We start from the raw sequence: 19620 nt of genomic DNA, 5'->3' as shown, positions 1-19620 counted from the left end.
GCATCGATTGCGGTTCTTGCGAATCCGTTTGCCCAGTTTCTGTAATTTCCGCTGAATAGTACAACAAATCTAAAAGACCAGTAAACGCTTATGTTTACTGGTCTTTTTATTTTTGCGAAACGGTAAAAATCACCTAATTTATTCTCGGTTGCTCAACCGTTGCTCACCTTTTAACAGGTCATCTCCGTAAGGTAACTTATTCACCGCATCAATATATTGTTGTAGTGTTTTATGTGTATACACGTCTGCAGTGATATTATCCTTGTTAGCGTGGCCAACAATTCTCTTAATAATGATCTCATCAATACCTATGTTGCTGCACATTGAAATAAAAGTATGCCTAGTGTCATGTGGCTTGTGCTCGCCTAAATTCCATTCTTTGCATCTCTTTTGCAGCTCCTTGCGGTATATGTCCTTGTGTATCACACCATCTAATAAACACTCGGAGCGTTTAAATTTGGCTTGCTGATATAGCTCCTTGATGAAAGGGGAGATACATTCTGCAATAGGAATAGCTCGATTACGGCCAGCCTCTGTTTTAGAACCGCCAATCATATATCGTTCTTTAATGTGGATATCATCAACTCGGATTGTTTGTAATTCGTTCAATCTGAGTCCCGTGTAGGCGTATATGAGTGTTAGCTTGGATATTATATCGTCAGAGTGCTTCCAAAGCTCATAGAGAGCCAAATTCGTAAATATGTTAGCTTTCTTAATTGGTGTTGCGTTTTTGTTGATGATAATATCGGAAAGGTAGTTGCGCGGAATGACTTCCTGCTTAACTGCGAGAGTACCTACAGAAACTATGATCGCTTTAATTAACTTCTGATAAGACTTTGTGTGCGTCGAATTATCGAATATAGACTGCAGATGAGCCGCTCTAAGATTTTTCATTTCGATATTGAATAGATGCTCTACTAATTTTCGCACAACGTGCATGCTTTTAATTCGCCCTTTAGATAGCCCTTGGCGTTCAGCTTCTTCGATACGCCAATCAAAGCACTGTCCAAAAGTAATTTTGCGCTCCTCCTGAATTTGTGGATTAGTAGAGAATAGAGCAAGGGCATTATACGCTTCTTTTTGCGTCGCAAAGGTGCCTATGGATTTTCGCAAGGGTTTACCCTCAGAGTTATATCCAAGGGTTACCACGGCTCGATATGGCTTGCGTAGAGCCTTATGTTTCATCTTATATACGGTGCCTGTACCGTTGGCACGTTTCATAGCCATAATTACATACCTCCTTATTTATAGTGAATAAGCCCCAATAACCCACATAACAACTGGCTTCTTTAGTATAAAACCTAAATTCAGTACGTGCAATTTTTGCACGTACTGAATTTTTTATTTAATTAGGCTTAAATACTAAGTTATTTTCTTTATCAATGATATCCGCTATCTTTTCTGTAGTAATAGGGATTTCAATTTTATCGCCGTTGCCGTTGATGAACTTAATTGTATATGGTGCGTTAAGCACTACATTTTTAGGGAAGGCATAATACACGACCGCATAGCTATGTGGCATCACGTTATAAATAACAGGGTTCATCTGTTCAGGCATAGTATACTTACCGTCTTTTTCAATAAGTAATCGCTGCGATGGAACTTGTTGAGCTACAGTACCGGCTAATGGGTTCTTAAGATGCATTGCATAAGTGGCAATATATACATAGTCATTGCTATTTACTACTGCGCTCTTAAATGCTTCTCCAGGAAATATTAGGCGCTCGTCTTTAGAGTAAGCAATGTACTTTGCGATTGTGCCAGGTGTAACTAATACGGCCGCGCCGCCTGCGCCACTACGAAGTTCAACACCGTAATTGACAGGATTTTCTAATTTTCGGTCCGTCTTATATGATTGGCCAATACTCCATATTTTGTTGTACGTATCCGAAGTTACATCGATAAACTGTGCGGCAAAAGAAGTACTTACAGATAGGCTGAACATAACCATTAAAGGCAATAATTTACGCAATTTCATTTTTATATCTCCCTGTATTAAATAATATGATGATAAAAGTCGATTCCGTTAAGGTCGCCATCTTCAAGTTGAGACAGTCTAACCATACGCTCGACTAAATTAACATGATGATCAACATAAAAGTCATCACGAATAATATGACTTAGCTCATGTTTTATTTCCTCCCTCATACGATCGTGAGAGAGGTTTTTATTTATATAGATATTATGGGTATCTACATCATCTGACTCTTCAGAAACCGCTTTAGCATTCGGTAAGTCACAATAAATTAAATTAATAATCAATAATATCACTCTCCCTTGTAGATATTACTTATTCTTGGATTTTAAAAATTCAATATATCTGACTGTTTCTTCCATTTGCTCCTTACTTATATCTTTAGCGGCAGAGAAGAGCATACGAGCCCCCGGTCGTGTGCGTAAGTACTCGGCGAACTCAGCGGCTTCTCGGTCTGTGTAGTAGCCTTCGGTGTATTTCTCTACCAATTCAGATTTAGGAACGCCAAAATAGTTTGCCAATAGTTCAATTTTATCGATTCTAGGATATGTATTTCCCTTTACCCAATCGGTAAACGTAGTATACTTTAATCCTAAATCAGCGCATATTTTATTGCGATCAATTCCGCGACTATCCATTAGTCGTTGAATATTCTCAGCCATAATAGCCTTGTTACCTAAATCACTCATAAGAACCTCTCAAATCTGAAATATATTAATTAATATACCTATATATTACGATATTTTCGTAATAAAATCAATATTTTACGGAAATTTTACGATAGTTTAAGTTTGGTTTATAGACATTACGGATAAACCGTAGTAAAATGATGACTGTAAACAAGATGTGAGTATCGAGAAAGGAGGTAGCTTATGAAGTATACATTAAAGATGTTAAGGGCTTCAAAAAACTGGTCTCAACTTAAGGCATCTAAAGCAATTGGTGTATCTGTTGATACTTGGGGGAATTGGGAGCGCAAACGCTCTTATCCTGATGTTCCTCAAATAAAAAAAATACAAGAAGTATTCGGCGTAGCGTATGATGACATTATTTTTTTATAGTGGGTTACGGTTTAACCGTTACGGAAAAGGAGGATAGTGAATGATAAAAAAAGTAATATCCGTTTCTCAGATGGCAGCGGTACTTGGGATTAGCCTAACGGCTGTCCGAGAAGGAATCGCGATAGGTAAATTCCCATTTGCCTACGCCTGGCGGTCACCGGGCAAGAGGTCAAGAGCCTTTGTAATAGACAAGGAAGGCTTTAAGACTTATCTAATACACGCGCTAGGCTGGGATTTAAAAATCGTCGATGCAGAATTTAAAGCTGCACATATTCAATAGGAGATAAGCCTATGACATTCAAAAATGATCTATTAGACGCTATATGGAGAGAAGAATACGCCTTTCAGCATGATAAACGTTACCAGCCGGCAACAGAAACAAGCTCTAATGAATATGGTAACGAGATAGCACATCGTACGGCAACCCTTCTAGCCGACAATTTAATTGCATCTCTGAAAAACAAAAGTGTAGACGAATTAAAAGCATATCTGCAAAGTTATGGAGACGGGAGACCTTAACTATGACTAAAATTCCAAAAAACCAAAAACTTATGGAACGCCATATGAAAGCAGTTGAATCAGATCGAATTCTAAATAATATCAATAGCTATATTATGGATGCTGCATATGAGTTACAAAATTTTATGTGCGATTACGACGAGTCAGAAATCCGTATTATCGTAACTACAGACGGTATTACAGCCGAATGGCTTGAGGAGGACGATGAATAATGGGCTACATGTTAATTGGTACGTTCCTTATCGCCGGATCTATGGGTTCCCTGGAACTCGACCAGATAGGATATGTACAGTTTGGAGTACAGGCACTCATAGGCTTGGTCATATCCATTTATGGCTTTAAAAGAGACAAAGCCGAAATGGATGCCGAGGAAAGTGAAGACGTTGTGTATACCACTAAAGTAAGAACTCACGGGGCGTATTGCAAGAACCCGTATTACAACTAAAAGGAGGTTAATATGCCAAAAGTAAACATTACAAAATCAGCAGTTCGTGCCTTTGTTCGAAGCGAATATTTGAAAAAGCGCGAGCCTTTGAGAAATGCACGAAAAGAAGCGCTGCGGAGCGCCATAGAATCAAGTCATCTATTTATAGATTTTAAAAATATAATGGCCTCTGCAGAATCGACTGCAAGTGCGTTAGAAAAAGCCGGATACGGCTCAGAATTTAGACGAAATCTTGTCTCTTGTGATGAGGTGTTAAATCGTACAATAGGCAATTTGTATATGATGCATCTTGATAAACCTAATGATGAGGTTAGAGCAATATATGCAATCGCAAAGCCGTATGATGAAAACCTTAGAAAGATAGAGCAAGCCTATCAATCGGCGCGCCGTGTTGTCGATACTGCCCCTAGTGGCAAAGTAGCAGCTGATATTTTAAAATCGGCAGGACTTGACTTCTATACGTGGCAAACTACTGACACGGGAGAGACATTAGATTTAAGCGCATTGAAAGGCGGTGATTAAATTGCGAGACTGTACAACGTGCCCAAATAAAGATTACTGCATTCCTGATGAATGCCTGGGCGCAAAAAAAAATGCCCCAACGCACGGCAATGCGAAAGGGCAAATAGAGTATTTAACATCTAAAGTATATCACATAGTTAAACAGGAAGGAAACAGAACAATGTTAGAGTTAAAAATTACCGTAGAAACAGCCAAGGATCTAAATCAAGAAATCAAAGACCTATATCAAGCTATTGTAGGTTCTTCTATAGATAAAGCCGATGCTATCGACCGTGCCAAGGAAGAAGTTAAGGCTAAAAAAGTAAAGACTACTACTAAAGTAGAAACCCCTGTTAAGCAGGAACCGGTGAAAGATGAACCTGTTAAGGAAGCAAAGCAATACATCCCTAGCCTTGAAGAAACGCGCGAAGCGGTAAAAGACGTAATGGCTAAAGCTGCTGATAAGACGAAAGCAAAAGGCGAATTCAAGGCGTTTCTAGATAGCATCGGTGCTGAAAAGGTAACATCCGCTACCGATGAGCAACGCATCCAAATCATGGAATGGGTGGCTAGTCGTGGCTAAGAAACACGCTTTACTCGGTGCCTCAAGTAGTGCTAGGTGGCTCGTATGTACTCCTTCAGCAAGGCTGGAATCGATGTTTCCTGATGAACAATCACCGTATGCTGCAGAAGGAACCGTGGCGCATGACCTGGCAGAATCAATCTTACGACATAAGCTAGAGGGCAAAAAAGCGCCTAAGCTTGATGACTACTCCACTGAAATGGTGGAAGCAGTCACACGGTATGTTGACATCTGCGAAGAAAAGGTGAACGAGGCGAGAGCCCGTTCATCAGATGCAGAAGTAATGATTGAAGCAAAGCTCGACTTCTCTCGCTGGGTACCTGAGGGCTTCGGTACCGGCGATATGGTTATCGTGGCGGACGGCATCCTGGAAGTGATTGACCTGAAGTATGGTAAAGGAGTTCCTGTTAGTGCCGTCGATAACACACAAATGCGACTCTACGCATTGGGTGCTTACGACGTTAACGAGTACTTGTACGACATTAAAACGGTTCGCATGACGATTGTACAACCAAGGCTTGATAGCGTATCTACTGACGAATTATCGGTAGAAGAACTCCTCGATTGGGGTGATGAAGTCGAACCTATCGCACAACGAGCTTGGAACGGACAAGGCGAATGTACGCCTTGCGATTACTGTAACTTTTGTAAAGCACGGCACACCTGCCGAGCATTAGCAGACACTTGCCTTGCCGCTTTCTATAAAGACGGCGGTAAGCTCAATCAGCTACTCACTGACCAGGAAGTATCCGACATCTTATCTATGAAGGACTTAATCACAAAATGGGTTAAAGGCGTTTACGACTTTGCCTATGAAAAAGCCCTATCAGGTGAAAAGCAATGGCCTGGGTATAAATTGGTAGAGGGTACATCGAGACGTACTATCACGGATCCAGATGCAGCGGCCAAGACATTGCTCGATAACGGCTACAAAGAAGAGGACATCTTCAAGCCTCGTGAACTCGAAGGTATCACAAATCTGCAGAAAGTACTCGGTAAAAAGGGCGTCGCTGAATACCTAGAAGCGTATATCGACAAGCCTGAAGGCAAGCCTACGTTAGTACCTGAGTCGGATAAACGACCAGCGATTAATACGGCTGAAACAATGGCGAACGAGTTCGACGATGAGGTGTAGTATGCGCGTCGTTACAGTAAAAGCAATTGCTAAAGAGCTTTATGAACGAGGACATTACCTCGACGAGCTCTACCAAATCACTATTGCCTATGCAACCAGCTTATACACTCGCTACTGCGCAGTAGAAGCTAAATGCGATGCAATAGAGGATTACTATAAAACCGAATTAGACCTTTCGAAATATTCTTGGGAAGAAGACGATGAATGGATTCGACTAGACGACGAAAGGTCCGATATCGAAGACGAATTAGATAATTTATTTAACACAGTAATAGGGTTCGAACATAATTGTAACCCATTTAAGAATTAAGGAGACAGTAACATGGCTAAATTGACAACTGGTGTAGTAAGACTTTCTTATGCTAATATTGCTCAACCACGTAAAAACGACGACGGAAAAGCGAAATATAGCTCCCAAATTATTATTGATAAAACAGATAAAAAGGCTATCAAAGCTTTCGAACGTGCGATTGAAGAACTTAAAGCAGATCCAAAAGCACTGGCTAAGGTGGAAGGCAAAGCAGCTTATCTGAAACTCAACCTACGTGACGGTGATACTGACGAAGCTGTAGCGGACCAACCGGAAACATACGCAGGTAAGTTCTTCATTAATGCGAATAGTGATAAACAACCTATCGTATTTAATCGTGACAAAATCAAAATGGATGATTTTGATATCGAAGAAGAAATCTATTCCGGTGTATATGCGCAGGTCGCACTTTCTGTATTCGCTTACAATTTCAATGGTAAAAAAGGCGTAGGGTTTGGTTTAAATGGTATTCGTAAAGTCAAAGATGGCGAACGCCTAGGCGGTGTTCATGTATCCGCAGATGACTTCGGCGATGACGATTTGGGCGACCTTGACGATGATGACGATTTAATCTAAGGAGGCAATTATGGAGCTTAGTATTGATGTGGAAACGTATTCTGAGTGCCCTATTAAATATGGTGCACAGCGATACGTTGATGATACAACATTTGAAATACTGCTCTTTGCCTACAGCTTTGATGATGAACCAGTCGAAGTAATTGATATGACAAAGGATCCACTGCCCGATAAGGTGGTGGACGCTTTGTATAACAAGGAAATTACAAAGACTGCATTCAACGCAGCATTTGAAATGCTGTGCCTTAAAAAGTACTTTCCTGATGCGGACTTTACGAATTGGGAGTGCACCTCTGTACTAGCGTTATACTGCAGTTTACCAGCAAGTCTTGATAATGTGTCTAAGGCTTTGAAATTAGGTGAAGGCAAAGACTCAAGAGGTAAACGCCTTATTCAGTTCTTCTCTGTACCACGAAAACCTACTAAGACAAATCCTAAGACACGAAATATGCCAGAGGATGCGCCTGACAAGTGGGCAGAATATATCGAATACAACCGCCAAGACGTGGTTGTAGAAAAGGCAATTCGTAAACGTCTATTATCACTAAAGCCCCCTGCTATCGAGCACGAGTACTGGCTACTCGACCAAGATATCAACTGGCGAGGCATAAAAGTAGATATGGAACTCGTCGATGCGGCGCTTGCTTGCAACAACGAAATCGTGGAAGAGGCTACTGAGTCATCTAAGCTATTAACGGGATTAGAAAACCCCAATAGTACGATGCAACTCAAAGAGTGGTTAACTGAAAGACTAGGCTGCGAATTAGATACTATGCGGAAAGATGATGTATCTAATCTACTTAACCAGGATATACCTTCTGATGTACGCACCGTACTAAAGAACAGGCAAGTTTTAGGAAACTCATCCATTAAGAAATACTTGGCCATGAAAAATGCCGTGTGCTCTGATGGCCGTATCCACGGTATGCTGCAGTTCTACGGTGCTATGCGTAGCGGACGATGGGCCGGCCGTGTAGTACAACTACAGAACCTACCCCGTAATTACCTGGAAGATTTAGACACAGCTCGGGAAGTTCTTAAAAGTAGAGACGTGGAAATGCTAGACCTACTTTACGGAAACCCTGGCGACGTGATCAAGCAACTTATCCGTACCGCTTTAGTAGCAGAGGACGGACACCGTTTCATTGTAGCAGACTTTAGCGCTATTGAAGCTCGTGTGATTGCCTGGCTTGCTCATGAGCAGTGGCGACAAGATGTATTTGCCCAAGGCGGAGATATCTACTGCGCATCCGCATCTAGCATGTTCCATGTACCAGTAGAGAAGCACGGTGTAAATGGACACCTTCGGCAAAAGGGTAAAGTAGCAGAACTTGCGCTCGGCTATGGTGGCGGTGTAGGAGCTATGAAATCGATGGATACAAAAGGTGAGATTCCTGAAGAGGAGTTACCTGGAATCATCGAAGCTTGGCGACAAGCTAGTCCGCGTATTACGAGATTTTGGAAGGATGCGGACAGCGCAGCCAAGAAAGTTGTTAAAACCGGCGAACCGGTGCGAATCAGACAAGGCAATATTAAATTCTTTAAAGCAAAAGGGTTTATGTTTATCGAATTACCGTCTGGCCGAAGGCTCGCCTATGCAAGACCTCGATTAGGGCTTAATCGGTTCGGTAGTGAGTCGATTGAATATGACGGTATGGATCAGGTTAAGAATACATGGGGCAGAGTTGAAACTTACGGCGGGAAGCTCGTCGAAAACATTGTACAAGCCGTTGCGAGAGATTGCTTAGCAGCAGCTATGCTAAGACTTGCAAAAGCCGGATACAAGATTGTTGCCCATATCCATGACGAAGTAGTTATCGAAGCGCCTATAGGCGAAGGCAGTTTAGATGAAGTTATAGATATTATGTGCGAGCCTGAGTCTTGGAACGAGGGCCTTATATTAAATGCAGCAGGGTTTGAGAACCCTTACTATATGAAGGATTAGGAGGATAATTCTTATGAAACTTACAAAAAACCAAATTCAACAACAACGCGAAGCTATCGATGGCTTATATGAGCTAGTAAAAGAAGCTCCTGCAAGCGAACGCAAAGACTCCGCTATGGCGTATTGTGAAGGCTGTATCGCCGCTTGTGATTTAGGCCTTAAGGTTTTAAACGGCAAGAAAACAGAAGATGCACCTAAGACGGAAGAAACTACAAAAGTAGAAGAACAGGCTACTGCTGAAGAAAAACCAAAACGTAAACGCGTGGCTAAGAAAAAAGACGAACCTGTAGAAGAAAAGTTACCGGTTGATGAAACCCCAGTAGTTGATGAAACTCCTGAAGAAGATGATTTAGACGATTTGTTATAAATGAAAGGATAGCGCCTTATGAAGGTATTATTTAGTTTATCAGTTAACAAGCTGTATGACCTAGTACGGCGCAAGCAAGTGAACTCTTGGTCACCTGCTGTACATTACCACGTAGATTGCGGTCAATCATTTGCCTGCTTGTGGCCCTCAGTATCTTCCGGTATGGGTAGAATAGTAGACCCTTATATATCAAATGAGTTCTATTGCCCTCAATGTGGAGAAATCATTCGTACAAGAGGTGCGGACGGTGATTGTGTAGCTGATGCTTCCGGTACCGCTAATGTTCCTCTAGATATTGAACTATCGGTTATTGATCGGGGGAAAATCCTCGATGTTAAATTCGAATATCACACAGTATATGTCGATAACGACACACAATCTATTTACCCTGGTTATAAGCCACATCTTATCGATATATTGCGCTTCGATTTCAAGCAAGGAAAAGTGTTTTTAGTTCAAAAGAAACGCACTCGCGCAGATATAATATCAGAAATCGACCCCAATATATCGGTGTTTCACTCAAAATCATTGCCTCTATATTGGCTAGTAGCAACTCCAAATTGCCGGTTATCGCAATATAAAAAGGAGCTACAAACTTTTGCTAAAGTTCTAAAACAAGCTTACTTTGTTAAGTTGTCAAAACGAGTTGGCTATCAAGTTAAACCTATCAGACAAGGTGTACTACTATCGTCCAGATACGGTGCACTCGATAACTTACTCCATAATCTAGTGTGGAAGATGCACGCGCCGGATGCGCCGGCATTAAATGACAAGTTAGTTAGAGACCATGACGCCTACTTCAGACCTTTTGGGTCTAATTTAACAAGTACTTTGGCTATTACTGAGTTAACTAACGCCGGCGTACCTTTTATCAAAGCACTTATACAGCTTTATAAAGTACCTGATAAACGCTGGGTTAGAAAATTATTAACTATCCGTCCTTTCTTTTATATCAAAGTGATCCAAACTGCTAGCAAGATATTCAACAGCATGGATTATCAGAAAGCATTCACAGACCTTGTGGCAGAGGAAAGCGGGAGAACTGGGTATATCCAATCTTGGCCAATATGGAATGATGGGCAAGCTTTGCTTACTGTTACTGATTTTCTTAAGCTTATGCGTCACCAATATGGTGAACGCCGAGTCCTATTATTCTTAAAAAACGCTGACTCCTACTCGGAAGTAAAAGATACTGCGGATATTTATAACCGGTTATCAAGAGCTAGGAAAAAAGAGATTTGGGCTAGACGTATCCAAATCAAGGATCTGCATGACGAGATTGTGTGTATATCCAAATTTGAAAAAGCAGAAAATGTCCCAGTACAGCGCAGTATGCTTCATAAAAAACTAATAGACTCCGTTGGTGGTCTAGATTTTACTGTGGTTAAAACAACACACGACATAATTCGACTAGGTGTTCAACTCAATAATTGTGTGGGTACCTATGTAGAAAAAGTTAAAGAGCAAGAATGCGCTATTGTTGGTGTATTTGAAAACAGCCGGCCAGTAGCGTGTATTGAAGTTAACCCTACAAAAGATTCAGATGGTTTTGTGGAAATACACCAGGCTAAGCTAAAAAATAACAGAGGTGTACGAGATAATCACAACATTAATTATGCTGTGTGCCAATGGGTTAAAAAGCATAGATTACAAGTACCTAAATATTTAGGGGATATTCATTTTGCGAAGGGAGGAGCGATGTAACATGGATACAAATATCATAATAGCTACGGGCAAAAGTCGCTCCGCCCGTAGCTGGAAGTCTCAGAAAATGACTTGGAGTGCTTTGGCCAATAAATTGGCCGAGCCTACTGTAACAAATGAAACGGCTGCTGAATACGCCAAGATGTCTAAGGCCGAAAAGGGCCAAAAGAAAGACGTCGGCGGTTTTGTTGGTGGCTATATCCCCAAAAACGGTAGACGGGTTAGAGGTGCCGTTAAGGAGCGATATTTAATCACGCTTGATGCGGATTCACCTAGCGAAGATTTCCTCTTGGACCTAGATATGGAATTAGGCGGTACGGAATACGTGCTATACAGTACACACAGCCATACGGCTGATAATCCTCGCTATCGTATCATCATTCCTGTTGATAGGGCGATGACTCCTGACGAGTACCAAGCTGTATCAAGACGTATCGCCGATGATATTGGCATTGACTCCTTTGACGCATCCACGCACCAGGCAGAACGTCTGATGTACTGGCCAAGTTGTCCAAAGGATGTGAAATATGTATATCAGCACAGTGAAGGCGGCTTAGTCTCTGTTGATCAATATCTCAATACTTACAGAGACTGGCGAGATACGAGCCTTTGGCCGACATCGAGTAAGGAGTCACAAATTCGCCTTGATGCGGCCAAAAAGCAAGGTAACCCATTGGAGAAAAAGGGTTTACTTGGTGCCTTTTGTAGGTGCTACAGTATCACGGAAGCTATTAGTAAGTTTCTTCCGGAAGTCTATGAGCCGACACGAGTCGAGGACCGATACACGTATACCGGAGGCAGCTCAGTAGCAGGTCTTGTCATTTATGATAACGACACCTTCGCATACTCCAACCATGCGACCGACCCTGTCAGCGGTAAGCTCGTTAATGCGTTTGACCTTGTCCGAATTCATTTATTCGGTGCTGAAGATGCTGACGCGGAGCCTACTACTAAAATAACAGATTTACCAAGCTACAAAGCTATGTTAGATTTTGTTAACGACGACGGTGCAGCACCTATCTTGCTCGATAAAGAGCGTATGGCCGATATGGACTTCGAGGACATCACAGAAGACGAGGAAGACTTCCTCGAAAAGCTCAAACGTGACCGTCGAGGTACACCAGAGTCTGACGTGTTCAACTGCTTAGTCGTTCTTAAATATGACCCTGCATTAAGAGGACGCATACGCCTTGACGAATTTGCGCATCGGTTAGTTGTTACTGACGACCTACCGTGGCGCGGTAAGGACGAAACCCCTTACTGGACTGATACAGACGATGCGTGCTTACGTAATTACTTTGCCACTAAATACCTTATTAAAGGTAAGGGCATTATTGACGACGCCTTGCAGGAGGTAACCCAGGATAACAAGTTCCATCCTGTGCGTGAGTATTTAACCGGTGTAACCTGGGACGGTACTTGTAGAGTCGATACTCTCTTTATTGACTACATCGGGGCAGAGGATACCGAATATATTAGAGCCGTTACCCGTAAGTGGATGTGCGGCGCTGTAGCACGTGTCATGAGTCCAGGCGTTAAGTTCGATACGGCAATCGTATTATACGGTTCGCAAGGTCTTGGTAAATCGTTAATTCTGGAGCGATTGGGTCGTAAATGGTTCAATAATTCACTCGTGGATATCAAAACCAAAGACGCTTTAGAACAAATTCAAGGCTCTTGGATTAATGAACTCGCGGAACTCGCACCTACTTATAAGAATGATAATGAAATTGTAAAAGCCTTTATCAGTCGTACCTCTGACCGGTTCCGTTCTCCTTATGGAAGACGTACCGAAGAGTACCCGCGCCAGTGTGTATTCGCGGGCTCTACCAATAATCTTATGTTCCTCAAGGACCGCACCGGTAACCGCCGATTTTGGCCTGTCACAGGCGACAAAGAACGTAAAACGAAAAACGCTTGGGAGCTATCAAAAGAGGATATTGACCAATTATGGGCAGAAGCCTATTACTACTGGTCCGAGGATGAATCCTTAGTCCTTGAAGGGGAACTTGAAGAAGAAGCCCTTAGAATTCAATTATCACACACCGAGGGTGGTGAACTCGTAGGTCTCATTGAGGAATACCTCGAAATGGAACTACCTGAAGACTGGGAATCTCGCGATATCTTCGACCGTAGGGACTATATTAGAAATTATGGCGACGACGATAACTGTGGATCAGTGCAGCGGGAGCGGGTTTGCGCCCTTGAGATATGGTGTGAAGTAATGGATGGTGACAGGAAGAACCTGCAGAACGCAAAGGCTAGAGAAATCATTGATATTTTGCAATCTATTAAAGGGTGGAGTCCTTATTCCAAAAGCGTTGGTAAGATGCGATTTGGAAAATTGTACGGTGTGCAAAGAGCGTTTATCAGAGATGCATCCAATCTCGAGAAAAAGGCAAAATCAATTAAAAAAGAACGCAAAAATTAGTGTTGCCGATTTTTGTTGCCGATTAGCCAATTTTCTTATATCTATCTTTATCGAAATAGTATTTATACAAGCCTATACATCGATGAACTTTGATATAAGTTAAAAAATCGGCAACGGCAACACGTGTGGCAACAAAATCGGAAACACGATTAGCGTAGTTGTTATCTATCTTAATTCCTATTTGTTGCCGATGTTGCCTATTATTTACTATTAATTAAAAATAATAAATATATGAATAATGGCGTGCATACACATACACGTAAAAAACACGAATACGCGTATATATATGTTTACGAAAAAAAACGGCAATATCGGCAACACAAAGCCGATGAAGCCAGTATCCATATGGCTTCAGGCGTGTTGCCGATTATTTATTGAGAACGAGGTGAGAACGATAGAAAAAGACATCGAACGTTGGTTAGGAATTCAACTCAAAAAACTGGGTTGCATATATATGAAGTTCGTGTCACCTGGGAATGACGGAGTGCCAGATCGAATAGTAGTACTTCCTGGTGGCAGCGTCATATTTGTGGAACTCAAAGCCAAAAAAGGTGTATTGATGGCTAATCAAAGAATACAAGTTGCCAGATTACGTAAGCAGGGCGCGTTAGTATTTGTGATTACAGGAATGATAGAAGCTAAGTTATTTGTCGATGACATGGAAAGGGTAATACATGAACTTTCATCCACACGAGTATCAAGAAATAGCTATACAACGAATCATTGATCATACGCACTATGGGCTGTTACTTGACATGGGCTTAGGCAAGACCGTTTCCACATTAATCGCTATTGAGCAGTTAATGTATGACTATTTTGATATCAAAAAAGTATTGCTTATAGCGCCTAAGAAGGTAGCAGAGTCAACCTGGGCGCAGGAGACTAAGAAGTGGAGCGAGACAAGCCATCTTACGATAGCACCTGTTTTGGGTTATGAAAAAGACCGCATCAAAGCCCTTGAAAGTGACTCCGATATCTACGTAATAAACCGTGAAAATGTGCAATGGTTGTATGACTACTATTTTGAAAAACCTAAGAAGCCATTTCCGTTTGACATGCTTGTCATCGATGAGAGTTCATCGTTTAAGAATCCACAGGCTAAGCGATTTAAGGCGATGCGTAAAATGAGGCCTTTCTTCAAACGAGTAGTTATTCTAACTGGTACACCTGCACCAAATACGTTAATGGATGTGTGGGCACAGATATATTTGTTAGATGGTGGTGAACGATTAGGTAAAACACTTACTGAGTATCGGCTACGATATTTTACACCGGACAAAACAAATGGACATATCGTGTACAGTTATCGTTTATTACCAGGAGGAGATAAGGCTATATTCGGTAAAATGCAAGATATATGTATGAGCTTAAAAGCAAAGGATTATCTAAACCTTCCGAAGCGCATCGACAATGTGATCATGGTAGAAATGAGTCCCAAGGAGTATGGGCTATATAGAATAATGGAGTACACTCACGTATTGAGCTTAATAGATTCCGACGACGTGAGCGCCTTAAATTCAGCAGCACTGACGAGTAAGCTATTACAACTCGCAAATGGATCCATTTATACCGACGACGGCGAAACTATAATCGTCCACAACGAAAAAGTAGAGCGATTAAAAGAATTAGTAGATACCAACGAAGGAAAACCGATGTTAGTATTCTACAACTTCAAGCACGATTTACAAGCGATTAAGGAAGCGTTCCCTAAAGCAGTAGAGTTAAAGACCGATGATGATGTAGCCGAGTGGAATAAAGGCAATATCCAAATGTTATTAGCACACCCGGCTTCGGCGGGATATGGTTTAAATCTTCAAGCAGGTGGAAATATCATCGTATGGTACGGGTTAACTTGGAGCCTTGAGCAATATCAACAAGCTAATGCACGACTACACAGGCAGGGGCAAACACAACCTGTGATTATCCATCACCTAGTTACCAAAGGAACCATGGACGAGCAAGTCATGAAAGCCCTTGAACGTAAAGAAGTAGGACAAGATGCCCTCTTAGAAGCTATCAAATATCGTAAAGAACTATATAGAAAGGATGATTGATATGGATCAATTTATAATGGCAGGATTAATCGGGGCCATCGTGGTAATAGTGAGTTACACGACTATTCAAGTTATAGATATCACTGATAAATATCTTGATAATCGAAAATACATGGCTGCATTGGGGCTGACCCCAGGTAGATTGTATGAGAGACCAAATAATCCCCCGCCACCACCTGTAAGGTTATCAGCTAGCGAGGAATTAAAACGATATATGGCCGATGAAAGATTGAGGCATTTGGGAAAAGTAACGAATCAATCTGGAATACATATGGGGAAAGTTATAGCAGATAAATCTCCTAATTCCATAATTATGCAATGTGATGATATCAATCATCCGAGCCACTATACGCAAGGCGATATCGAGGTTATCGATTATATCGAAGATAAGAAATTAGGATATCGATTGGGTAATGTCGTGAAGTATGTATCCCGAGCTGGTCATAAGGACGATGCTATTAAGGATTTGAAAAAAGCCAGATGGTATCTAAATCGGGAAATTGCAAAGAGGGAGCAGCATGAATCGTAAAAGTATCAGATGTTTATATGACGATATAGGAACAGAAATAGTTAGAATTCGGATGTCATTAATGGGTCTTGATCGTTCCGGAGTGGCATCACATGATTCCCAAGTACAATATGCTAAAGGGCGTATTTCTGGATTACTAACAGCAAAGTGCATGATAAGACGATATGCGTCTAAGGATAAATAGTAACAGGAGATAAGATCATGGGTAAATACCTTGGAACAGAATGGGAGGATATGTATAAAGATTTCTTAGAAATGTGCGGCGATGAAGATACTGCAGAGATAATGGTAGACATGTCGATAGGAGATATGAAGGAGTTGGGGGAATTGACTGATAAAGAGTACATGCTTCAGATATTACGAATTGATGATAGAATTGAATCCATCAATCGTGACATCGAAGCACAAATAGAACGCAAAGCGGATACTCTGTCAGCTACTGATTACAGCAAGGATAGGATATCCGGAGGTAGTTGCAGTGACTTATCAAATATCGTAGTAGGTATCGAACAATGCGTCGAATTGCAACGAAAGGAAATAGAAAGGTTAAAAGCCATCAAAGCAGAAGTACGAAGCGTGATTAGTCAAGTGCGTCCAAACGAATTGGCTATGCTACTAACAGAACGATATGCACAAGGTAAAAACTGGAAGGAAGTAGCCGATATTTTAGGTTACAGTGAAGCAAGGGTGCGAGGAGAATTACACGACCGAGCACTAACTGAAGTAGGGTTCGTTCGTTCTACGATGTAAAAGTCGATACATTTCAGTACAAAACAGTACAAAACAGTACATCAAAGTGTGGTATACTGTAAGTGTGAAAGTTGGGAAGCTTCACAAGAATTAAATTAGCAAAGGACGCCAAATACATCTGGCGTCCTTTTTACTTGCAGAGATAGGCGGTAGTCTAGCACCCTTTAACGGGTGCTTTTTTGTTGCCCAAATTTACGTTATCAATATTGATTGTAATTGAGAAAATGAAAATTGGGAAAAGGTACTCCCTAGCGTAAAAATGGCCGCTGGTCGCCCCCGCGCGATGGTCCTCTCTCTGTGAGAAAAATTTTCCTGTTGAATGTAGAAAGACGATTTAAGAAAGGAGTGCACCTATGGCGGACACAAAACCGAGAGTGAAATTCGATGCTGCAGGAAACCTGCTTGTATCCAGCACTCAACTATGTGACCTCTTGCGGGTCACTCCGGAAATTATTTCTCGACATCATAAAGCAGGGATGCCTAAAGCCTCTGTAGGTTGGTGGAATCTCCGGGAAGTCCTCGTGTATTTAGGACAGGCGAAAGGTGATAACGCTAAAAGCAAATCCGCATCAACTCGTAAGCTAGAAGCCGAAGCTGATTATAAGGAAGCAAAGGCTGCGCGTGAAAAGAAAATGCTAGATGTGCTAAATGGCGAATATGTCCCTCGTGCCGATGTGGCACAGGCATGGGCTAACCGAATATTGGAATTAAAAACATCGTTTACCAAATTAGGCAAGCGGATTGGAAGTGAATTCACGGATCCTGAGGAACGTGCTCGTGTAGAAAAGGTGGTGAATGGCCTTGCCGAAGAATACCTCGAAAGCTACGCACGCGAAGGCGAGTACACGCCGAAAGTCAAAGCCGCGGGAAAAGCAAAGACCAAAGGTTGACTGGTTCCCCGAGGAACTGGAAGCATTCAAGCCACCTGAAAGATACACCGTTTCGGAATGGGCAGATAAGTACAGGGTACTGACTAATATATCTGCTGAACCTGGACGATGGCGTACAGCGCGGACACCTTATCTCAAGGAACTTATGGACAAATTTACGGACCCTCTTATTGAAAGCATCTCGTTATGTTTCGGGGCGCAGATAGGTAAGACGGAAGCCGAACTCAATATGATCGGATATGCGTTACATCAAACTGCATCACCAGTCATGATGGTTTATCCAACGGATACTATCGCGAAATTCGCTAGTGATAAACGTGTGCAACCGATGATTAGGAGCGTAGAGCCGCTTGCGAACATATATGACGAAGGCAGTAAGCTGCTGGAGTTAGACTTCGTTAATGGGAACTACATGGTGCTTGTTGGGGCGAACTCACCAAGCAGCTTATCAAGTCGGTCAATTAAGTACTTATTCTTTGATGAAATTGATAAGTATCCAGCTTTCTCCGGTAAGGAAGCGAATCCGATTAAGTTGGCTGAGGAACGTACCAAGACATTCGTTGATAAGAAGATTGTAAGGGTGTCAACTCCTACGATTGAAAGTGGCAATATTTGGCAGTCATATATGGACGCAAATGAACGTAAGCAGTATTACGTGCCATGTCCGCATTGCGGGGTGTCGCAGACCCTCAAATTCAAACAGATAAAATGGCCGGAGGAACACCATGGCAATGCGGATATGATACGTGATACCGCATATTATGAGTGCGAACATTGTAAGCACCGTATTGATGATAAGCACAAGATGGATATGCTCCGGCAAGGCGAATGGCGGACTGTGAATGAATCGCAAGTCCGAGTCGTCCGGTCGGTAGCCTATCATCTGTCATCCCTTTATTCTCCATGGGTCACATTCGGGGATGTAGCGTATGAGTTTGTTAAATCAAAGGATAAGCCAAGCGAGTTGATGAACTTTATCAACTCGTGGCTAGCGGAACCTTGGAAATCTGCGAAAACTAAAAGCACACAGAACCTCGTGTTTACACAATCGGACGTTCCTCGTGGTGTTGTGCCTCAGCACGCACCATTACTCATTGCATCTGTCGACGTGCAGCAAGATCATTTCTGGTGGGAAGTTAGAGCCTACGCTCACGGCGTATCAAGCTACTTAGTTGATTATGGTCAAGCAAGTAGTTGGGCAGATTTAACCGAGATACTCATTGATAGAGAATATCCATCAGAGTATGGTGAGGCCCGTAAGATTGTGAGGGCCGGTATCGATAGTGGCTACCGAACAGATGAAGTATATCAGTACTGTGCACAGTACCCAGAAGTATGCGTGCCAGTTAAAGGTGATTCATCGCACAGTCCTCTAGCTCCGCCGTATAAGATGAGCAGCATCGAGAAGGGCGTCATAGGCGGTATGAAGCTGTACGTAGTGAATACCGATTACTGGAAGGACTTTATATTTGCACGTATGGTACGTCCGGCTAATGAGCCTGGCACAATCCATTTATTTAAGGATTGCCCAGAGGAATATTCGGAGCACCTCCGGTCGGAGGAAAAGCAAGAAATCCGAAATGTAAAGACTGGAGCAGTTACAGTGCAATGGAAACCATTAACCAGTCATCCAACAAATCACTTGTTGGATACGTGTGTATACAACGCCATGGTTGCGGACTCGGTAGGTGTTAAATACTTACCCGAATATAATCTGGATACCGATGAGGAGGACGAAGATACGGATGATGAAGACTTTAATGCAGATAGCAGAGGTTGGTTTAGTTAAGAAGGAGGTGAGACCATGAGCGCAAGAGAAGACTTGGAGCGTATACGAACGATAAT

25 protein-coding genes are annotated in these 19620 nt (G+C 42.1%); 21 read left to right on the top strand and 4 right to left on the bottom strand.

What is annotated here, in order from left to right; translation table 11 throughout:
- Positions 1–2 precede the first annotated feature (2 nt).
- Entirely contained in the window at positions 3–59 is a 57-nt protein-coding gene (locus RYO55_RS09755) for a 4Fe-4S binding protein (protein WP_399554460.1), read from the top strand.
- Positions 60–138: 79 nt separating this feature from the next.
- Here RYO55_RS09755 and RYO55_RS08600 read toward each other — a convergent pair whose 3' ends face one another.
- The 4 genes from RYO55_RS08600 to RYO55_RS08585 form a co-directional block, all read right to left on the bottom strand.
- On the bottom strand, positions 139–1227 hold the full coding sequence (locus RYO55_RS08600; RefSeq protein ID WP_314985095.1) for a tyrosine-type recombinase/integrase: 1089 nt from the start codon (positions 1225–1227) through the stop codon (positions 139–141).
- A gap of 118 nt (positions 1228–1345) precedes the next feature.
- Positions 1346–1978: a hypothetical protein gene (locus RYO55_RS08595; RefSeq protein WP_314985094.1), complete on the bottom strand. Its 633-nt coding sequence runs from the start codon at positions 1976–1978 to the stop codon at positions 1346–1348.
- Between the two features lie 17 nt (positions 1979–1995).
- A complete protein-coding gene (locus RYO55_RS08590; protein ID WP_314985092.1) occupies positions 1996–2271 on the bottom strand; it encodes an ImmA/IrrE family metallo-endopeptidase in 276 nt (91 codons plus the stop codon).
- Positions 2272–2286: 15 nt separating this feature from the next.
- Positions 2287–2664 (bottom strand): helix-turn-helix transcriptional regulator, encoded by a 378-nt coding sequence (locus RYO55_RS08585; protein ID WP_314985090.1) that lies wholly within the window; start codon positions 2662–2664, stop codon positions 2287–2289.
- Between the two features lie 183 nt (positions 2665–2847).
- Here RYO55_RS08585 and RYO55_RS08580 point away from each other — a divergent pair, with 183 nt between their 5' ends.
- The 20 genes from RYO55_RS08580 to RYO55_RS08485 all read left to right on the top strand — a co-directional run bounded on the left by RYO55_RS08580 (position 2848) and on the right by RYO55_RS08485 (position 19564).
- Positions 2848–3036 carry a helix-turn-helix transcriptional regulator gene (locus tag RYO55_RS08580; protein WP_314985089.1) on the top strand — a complete coding sequence of 63 codons (189 nt, stop codon included), beginning with the start codon at positions 2848–2850 and terminating at the stop codon, positions 3034–3036.
- 40 nt (positions 3037–3076) lie between these two features.
- Entirely contained in the window at positions 3077–3316 is a 240-nt protein-coding gene (locus tag RYO55_RS08575; protein WP_314985088.1) for a hypothetical protein, read from the top strand.
- An 11-nt stretch (positions 3317–3327) separates the two neighbouring features.
- Complete coding sequence (locus RYO55_RS08570; protein WP_314985087.1) at positions 3328–3555, top strand: hypothetical protein; 228 nt, start codon at positions 3328–3330, stop codon at positions 3553–3555.
- Between the two features lie 2 nt (positions 3556–3557).
- Complete coding sequence (locus RYO55_RS08565) at positions 3558–3767, top strand: hypothetical protein (RefSeq protein WP_314985086.1); 210 nt, start codon at positions 3558–3560, stop codon at positions 3765–3767.
- Entirely contained in the window at positions 3767–4000 is a 234-nt protein-coding gene (locus tag RYO55_RS08560; RefSeq protein WP_314985085.1) for a hypothetical protein, read from the top strand. Before RYO55_RS08565 ends, RYO55_RS08560 begins: the two co-directional genes overlap by 1 nt.
- Before the next feature lie 12 nt (positions 4001–4012).
- Positions 4013–4522 carry a hypothetical protein gene (locus RYO55_RS08555; protein WP_314985083.1) on the top strand — a complete coding sequence of 170 codons (510 nt, stop codon included), beginning with the start codon at positions 4013–4015 and terminating at the stop codon, positions 4520–4522.
- Positions 4523–4682: 160 nt separating this feature from the next.
- Positions 4683–5084 (top strand): hypothetical protein, encoded by a 402-nt coding sequence (locus RYO55_RS08550; protein WP_314985081.1) that lies wholly within the window; start codon positions 4683–4685, stop codon positions 5082–5084.
- The gene (locus tag RYO55_RS08545; protein WP_314985080.1) at positions 5038–6219 is read left to right on the top strand and encodes a DUF2800 domain-containing protein; all 1182 of its coding nucleotides are present in this window, start codon (positions 5038–5040) and stop codon (positions 6217–6219) included. The genes RYO55_RS08550 and RYO55_RS08545 overlap by 47 nt, the downstream gene beginning before the upstream one ends.
- Before the next feature lies 1 nt (position 6220).
- A complete protein-coding gene (locus tag RYO55_RS08540; protein WP_314985077.1) occupies positions 6221–6529 on the top strand; it encodes a hypothetical protein in 309 nt (102 codons plus the stop codon).
- 12 nt (positions 6530–6541) lie between these two features.
- On the top strand, positions 6542–7105 hold the full coding sequence (locus RYO55_RS08535; RefSeq protein ID WP_314985076.1) for a DUF2815 family protein: 564 nt from the start codon (positions 6542–6544) through the stop codon (positions 7103–7105).
- A 10-nt stretch (positions 7106–7115) separates the two neighbouring features.
- Positions 7116–9050 (top strand): DNA polymerase, encoded by a 1935-nt coding sequence (locus RYO55_RS08530; protein ID WP_314985075.1) that lies wholly within the window; start codon positions 7116–7118, stop codon positions 9048–9050.
- A gap of 13 nt (positions 9051–9063) precedes the next feature.
- A complete protein-coding gene (locus RYO55_RS08525; protein ID WP_314985073.1) occupies positions 9064–9417 on the top strand; it encodes a hypothetical protein in 354 nt (117 codons plus the stop codon).
- Positions 9418–9435: 18 nt separating this feature from the next.
- On the top strand, positions 9436–11121 hold the full coding sequence (locus RYO55_RS08520; protein WP_314985072.1) for a PcfJ domain-containing protein: 1686 nt from the start codon (positions 9436–9438) through the stop codon (positions 11119–11121).
- Positions 11122–12253: 1132 nt separating this feature from the next.
- A complete protein-coding gene (locus tag RYO55_RS08515; protein WP_314985071.1) occupies positions 12254–13552 on the top strand; it encodes a virulence-associated E family protein in 1299 nt (432 codons plus the stop codon).
- 286 nt (positions 13553–13838) lie between these two features.
- Positions 13839–14279 carry a VRR-NUC domain-containing protein gene (locus RYO55_RS08510; RefSeq protein WP_314985070.1) on the top strand — a complete coding sequence of 147 codons (441 nt, stop codon included), beginning with the start codon at positions 13839–13841 and terminating at the stop codon, positions 14277–14279.
- Positions 14227–15606, top strand: a complete 1380-nt coding sequence (locus RYO55_RS08505) for a DEAD/DEAH box helicase (RefSeq protein ID WP_314985069.1) — start codon at positions 14227–14229, stop codon at positions 15604–15606. Before RYO55_RS08510 ends, RYO55_RS08505 begins: the two co-directional genes overlap by 53 nt.
- 16 nt (positions 15607–15622) lie before the next feature.
- A complete protein-coding gene (locus tag RYO55_RS08500; protein WP_314985067.1) occupies positions 15623–16135 on the top strand; it encodes a DUF3310 domain-containing protein in 513 nt (170 codons plus the stop codon).
- Positions 16136–16336: 201 nt separating this feature from the next.
- Entirely contained in the window at positions 16337–16885 is a 549-nt protein-coding gene (locus RYO55_RS08495; protein ID WP_314985066.1) for a hypothetical protein, read from the top strand.
- Between the two features lie 431 nt (positions 16886–17316).
- On the top strand, positions 17317–17775 hold the full coding sequence (locus tag RYO55_RS08490; RefSeq protein ID WP_314985065.1) for a hypothetical protein: 459 nt from the start codon (positions 17317–17319) through the stop codon (positions 17773–17775).
- Between the two features lie 145 nt (positions 17776–17920).
- Positions 17921–19564, top strand: a complete 1644-nt coding sequence (locus tag RYO55_RS08485; RefSeq protein WP_399554519.1) for a terminase gpA endonuclease subunit — start codon at positions 17921–17923, stop codon at positions 19562–19564.
- Positions 19565–19620: the final 56 nt, after the last annotated feature.

The organism is uncultured Veillonella sp. (genome assembly GCF_963551295.1).
Lineage (GTDB): Bacteria > Bacillota > Negativicutes > Veillonellales > Veillonellaceae > Veillonella.
Note: the sequence above shows the minus strand (reverse complement) of the source record. Positions and strands in the feature narration are given on the sequence as shown.

What these genes read in the sequence shown, in the direction of transcription:
- RYO55_RS08600 (WP_314985095.1), bottom strand. Translation starts at nt 1,227, where the DNA reads ATGGCTATGAAACGTGCCAACGGTACAGGCACCGTATATAAGATGAAA.
- RYO55_RS08595 (WP_314985094.1), bottom strand. Translation starts at nt 1,978, where the DNA reads ATGAAATTGCGTAAATTATTGCCTTTAATGGTTATGTTCAGCCTATCT.
- RYO55_RS08585 (WP_314985090.1), bottom strand. Translation starts at nt 2,664, where the DNA reads ATGAGTGATTTAGGTAACAAGGCTATTATGGCTGAGAATATTCAACGA.
- RYO55_RS08580 (WP_314985089.1), top strand. Translation starts at nt 2,848, where the DNA reads ATGAAGTATACATTAAAGATGTTAAGGGCTTCAAAAAACTGGTCTCAA.
- RYO55_RS08575 (WP_314985088.1), top strand. Translation starts at nt 3,077, where the DNA reads ATGATAAAAAAAGTAATATCCGTTTCTCAGATGGCAGCGGTACTTGGG.
- RYO55_RS08570 (WP_314985087.1), top strand. Translation starts at nt 3,328, where the DNA reads ATGACATTCAAAAATGATCTATTAGACGCTATATGGAGAGAAGAATAC.
- RYO55_RS08565 (WP_314985086.1), top strand. Translation starts at nt 3,558, where the DNA reads ATGACTAAAATTCCAAAAAACCAAAAACTTATGGAACGCCATATGAAA.
- RYO55_RS08560 (WP_314985085.1), top strand. Translation starts at nt 3,767, where the DNA reads ATGGGCTACATGTTAATTGGTACGTTCCTTATCGCCGGATCTATGGGT.
- RYO55_RS08555 (WP_314985083.1), top strand. Translation starts at nt 4,013, where the DNA reads ATGCCAAAAGTAAACATTACAAAATCAGCAGTTCGTGCCTTTGTTCGA.
- RYO55_RS08550 (WP_314985081.1), top strand. Translation starts at nt 4,683, where the DNA reads ATGTTAGAGTTAAAAATTACCGTAGAAACAGCCAAGGATCTAAATCAA.
- RYO55_RS08545 (WP_314985080.1), top strand. Translation starts at nt 5,038, where the DNA reads ATGAGCAACGCATCCAAATCATGGAATGGGTGGCTAGTCGTGGCTAAG.
- RYO55_RS08540 (WP_314985077.1), top strand. Translation starts at nt 6,221, where the DNA reads ATGCGCGTCGTTACAGTAAAAGCAATTGCTAAAGAGCTTTATGAACGA.
- RYO55_RS08535 (WP_314985076.1), top strand. Translation starts at nt 6,542, where the DNA reads ATGGCTAAATTGACAACTGGTGTAGTAAGACTTTCTTATGCTAATATT.
- RYO55_RS08530 (WP_314985075.1), top strand. Translation starts at nt 7,116, where the DNA reads ATGGAGCTTAGTATTGATGTGGAAACGTATTCTGAGTGCCCTATTAAA.
- RYO55_RS08525 (WP_314985073.1), top strand. Translation starts at nt 9,064, where the DNA reads ATGAAACTTACAAAAAACCAAATTCAACAACAACGCGAAGCTATCGAT.
- RYO55_RS08520 (WP_314985072.1), top strand. Translation starts at nt 9,436, where the DNA reads ATGAAGGTATTATTTAGTTTATCAGTTAACAAGCTGTATGACCTAGTA.
- RYO55_RS08510 (WP_314985070.1), top strand. Translation starts at nt 13,839, where the DNA reads ATGTTTACGAAAAAAAACGGCAATATCGGCAACACAAAGCCGATGAAG.
- RYO55_RS08505 (WP_314985069.1), top strand. Translation starts at nt 14,227, where the DNA reads ATGAACTTTCATCCACACGAGTATCAAGAAATAGCTATACAACGAATC.
- RYO55_RS08500 (WP_314985067.1), top strand. Translation starts at nt 15,623, where the DNA reads ATGGCAGGATTAATCGGGGCCATCGTGGTAATAGTGAGTTACACGACT.
- RYO55_RS08495 (WP_314985066.1), top strand. Translation starts at nt 16,337, where the DNA reads ATGGGTAAATACCTTGGAACAGAATGGGAGGATATGTATAAAGATTTC.
- RYO55_RS08485 (WP_399554519.1), top strand. Translation starts at nt 17,921, where the DNA reads ATGGACAAATTTACGGACCCTCTTATTGAAAGCATCTCGTTATGTTTC.